General features: G+C 59.4%; 3 protein-coding genes. 2 read left to right on the forward strand and 1 reads right to left on the reverse strand.

All coding sequences use genetic code 11. The annotated features are described in order from the left end of the window. Positions 1-116: 116 nt before the first annotated feature. Positions 117-458: an RT0821/Lpp0805 family surface protein gene (locus L972_RS17580; RefSeq protein WP_047439933.1), complete on the forward strand. Its 342-nt coding sequence runs from the start codon at positions 117-119 to the stop codon at positions 456-458. Between the two features lie 87 nt (positions 459-545). Here L972_RS17580 and L972_RS17585 read toward each other — a convergent pair whose 3' ends face one another. Beyond that, positions 546-2,261 (reverse strand): NAD-dependent malic enzyme, encoded by a 1,716-nt coding sequence (locus L972_RS17585; RefSeq protein ID WP_042054475.1) that lies wholly within the window; start codon positions 2,259-2,261, stop codon positions 546-548. A gap of 274 nt (positions 2,262-2,535) precedes the next feature. On the opposite strand from L972_RS17585, the gene L972_RS17590 reads away from it, so the two are divergent. Beyond that, entirely contained in the window at positions 2,536-3,300 is a 765-nt protein-coding gene (locus L972_RS17590) for a substrate-binding periplasmic protein (protein ID WP_047439935.1), read from the forward strand. Positions 3,301-3,381: the final 81 nt, after the last annotated feature.

Here is a 3,381-nt window from a genome sequence, read left to right on the forward strand (position 1 = left end):
GATGCCAACGGCAACAAACTAAGAGGTGATGGCACGGTCGATGATCGCCAGCAAGTGCTTACCGATGAGCAGGAGCGGGCGCTGCTCAACAACGGTTTTCGCCAACAGGGGCAACCATAATGCGATATCTGTTACTACTCCTCCTGCTCGGCCTCACTGGCTGCGCCACGGTCGACACCCCGCCGCTTTACCATCAGATGGATAAGGCAGATGTTCAACTGGCCAATCAGGCCCTTGCCAAGGCGCTGGAAACCCGCACCAAAGGGCAGAGCCTCACCTGGTTCAATCCAGCCAACCGTCACTCGGGTAGCGTCACCCCGCTACGCACCTTCCGCCATAACAGCGGGGAGTGGTGTCGCGACTATCGCGAGCAACTCTATATCGGCAAGGCCAGCCAGCAGTGGCAGGATACCGCCTGTCGCAATCAGGAAGGGCGCTGGCGGCCATTGCGAACTTAGTGAATGCCACGGGGTAAACGAAAGGGGGTAGCAGCGCTACCCCCTTGTCATCTTTACCGATCCGTTATCCGGGCGGTGAATACGCGGTTATACCCGACGATAGGGCAGGTAAACCGGCTCCCACATGTGGTTGAGGATATGCTGCTGCAGATCCTGACCGATCAGCGGGTGGGAGGGATCCCGACGCACGATATCCTTGAGCACGGCGGTGGCCACATGCACCGAGATGCTGCGCAGCTCGCGAATGCGGGGATAAACGGCCCCTTTAGCCAGGTCCACCTCACTCACGCACTCGGCCAGCGCAAAAGCGGCGGTAGTGAAGACATCGGGTGTGATCTCGCGGATCTGGCTGACGATGGCCGCCAGACCCACTCCAGGGAAGATAAAGACGTTGTTGCCCTGCCCGACCCGGAACTCCTGCCCCTCGTAGCTCACATCCTTGAACGGGCTGCCAGTCGCGACAATGGCTTTGCCCTTGCTCCAGCGGTAGATATCTTCCGGCAGCGCTTCACAGTTGGCGGTGGGGTTGGAGAGCGGGAACACCATGGGGCGCTCGCAATGCTGCAGCATCAGCTGGATATGCTCTTCCAGGAAGGCGCCGCCCGAGCCGCTGGTACCCAGCAACACGGTAATGGGCACATGACGCAGCACATCGGCCAGATTGGCCTTGCCGGGCACCTCGGTATCCCAACCCGCCAACAGCAGACCCGGCTTGGCGTAGCGACGCTTGTACTCGTCAAGCCCGTCCCGGTTGTCGCACACCAGCCCCTGGGTATCCAGAATGTAGATGCGATCGCGGGCCGCCTGCGGATCCATCCCCTCTCGGATCATCCCCGCGCAGATCTGATCCGCGACACCAACCCCGCCGGCGCCAGCGCCATAGACCAGATAGTTCTGCTGGCCCAGGGTCTCCCCCTTGACCTTGACCGCGCCGATAATACCGGCCAGCACCACGGCACCGGTGCCCTGAATATCATCGTTGAATGACGGCAGTGCCTGCTGGTAGCGGGCCAGATTGTTGAAGGCATTGGATTTGCTGAAGTCTTCCCACTGGAGCACGGCATTGGGGAAGTGACGCTTGACCCCCTGCACAAACTTGTCGATGAACTCTTCGTACTCCTTGCCGCGAATGCGCTTGTGGGGGCGGCCCAGATACATGGGGTCATCGAGCAGTTTCTGGTTGTCGGTGCCCACATCCAGCGCGATGGGCATGCAGCAGGCGGGGTGAATACCGGCACCCAGGGTATAGAGCGCCAGCTTGCCGATGGGGATGCCCATGCCGCCGACCCCCTGGTCGCCGATCCCCAGAATGCCCTGGCTGTCGGTGACGACGATGATGCGGATCGATTTGGCATCGAAGTGACGGGCCTGACTGCCCATGTCATCCACGTTGTCCGGGGTGATGTAGAGGCCGCGCGGCTTCTGGAAGCGGTGGCTGAACTCCTGACACGCCTTACCCACGGTCGGGGTATAGATGTAAGGAGTCATCTCCTCCACATGGCGTGACAACAGGGCATAGAAGAGAGTCTCATTGCGATCCTGCAGGGCACGCAGGTTCTGGTACTTCTCGATATCGCTGCAAGCGCTCTTGAACCCCTCATACACTCGCTCGAGCTGGGCTTCAAAAGTTTGCACCTGAGGCGGCAGCAAACCATCGAGATCAAAATCGGCCCGCTCCTGTTCGGTGAAGGCCGTGCCCTTGTTGAGGTATCGATTGTTAAGCAGATCAGTGCCGGTCAGTGCAACGGGGCGAAAATCCTGTCCCTGTGCATCTTTCCACAGCAGATATTGTCCGGTAGCCATAGTCATTCTCTTTGATTTACGTGAAATTGCCGTTCGGCAGGAGAGCAAGACTCATAATGAAATCAATCATATGACGTTTACTCGATCGGTTTTGTGAGCTTGGGCATACCCTGCGGCCAAAATAGGCGCCCGGCGACCCCGGCGAGACAAATATCCACGGCAAGGAATGAGACTCATGTTAGCATTGCGGGCAACCCAGCCCCTTTCACCGCATCACAGCCGGGAGTGACCTGATGCCCTCGCCTCTGCCAGCCTGCGTCCCCTTCTTTCTGCCATGCGCCTGATCCCGCTGCTTGCTCTGTGGCTATTTCTGACCTGCCAGTCAGCTCTCGCCGCACCGGGTCGGGTGCTCAACATCATCGTGGGTGAATGGCCCCCTTTTGTCTCCGAGCAGTCAAAACAGCACGGGCCAGTGGCCCACCTTATCAGCGATCTGTTCAAGGAGGCGGGCTATCAGGTGAAGTTCCACTTCGCCCCCTGGGGTCGGGTCTATTCGCTGGCGGCCAACAGCCAGCTCTACGATGCCACCGCAGTCTGGATGCACAAACCGGAGCGGGAGCTGGATTTTCTGTTCAGCGAAGCGGTGCTGCAGGAGCAGTTTGTCTTCTTCTCCCTCAAATCACGGCAGCTGCAGGCCGAGCGCCTTGAGCAGATCATCGGCATGCGGTTGGGGGGCGATATCGCCTATAGCTACGGGCCCGAGCTGGACAAGATGGTGGCCGATGGCAAGGTAACCCAACAGAAAGTCACCGATGTGAAGCAGAATTTCGGCAAGCTGCTGCGCGGGCGGATCGACCTCTATCCACAAGAGCTGCGAGTCGGTCTGGCCGAGTTGCAGAGCCAGCTCGACCCCGCCAGCGCGGCACTCATCACCCACAGTCAGACCCCTTTTCTGCGCAACGACAGCTTCGTGATGTTCCCACGCAAGATGCCGGATTCAGCCAAACTGCGGGATCAGTTCAATCAGCAGTTGCAGCAGGCCATCGCCAGCGGACGTTATAAGCGCTACTTCGAACGGCTGGCCCGGGGGGGCTATTAACCTTGGCGAGGCAAAAACAGAAAGGATAAAACAACGGTGGCGGCCCTTTGTGGCCGCCACCGCCATGATGCTTGTCAGCGG

Origin of the sequence: Aeromonas sp. ZOR0001, assembly GCF_000801015.1 — a bacterium.
Taxonomy (GTDB): Bacteria; Pseudomonadota; Gammaproteobacteria; order Enterobacterales; family Aeromonadaceae; genus Aeromonas; species Aeromonas veronii.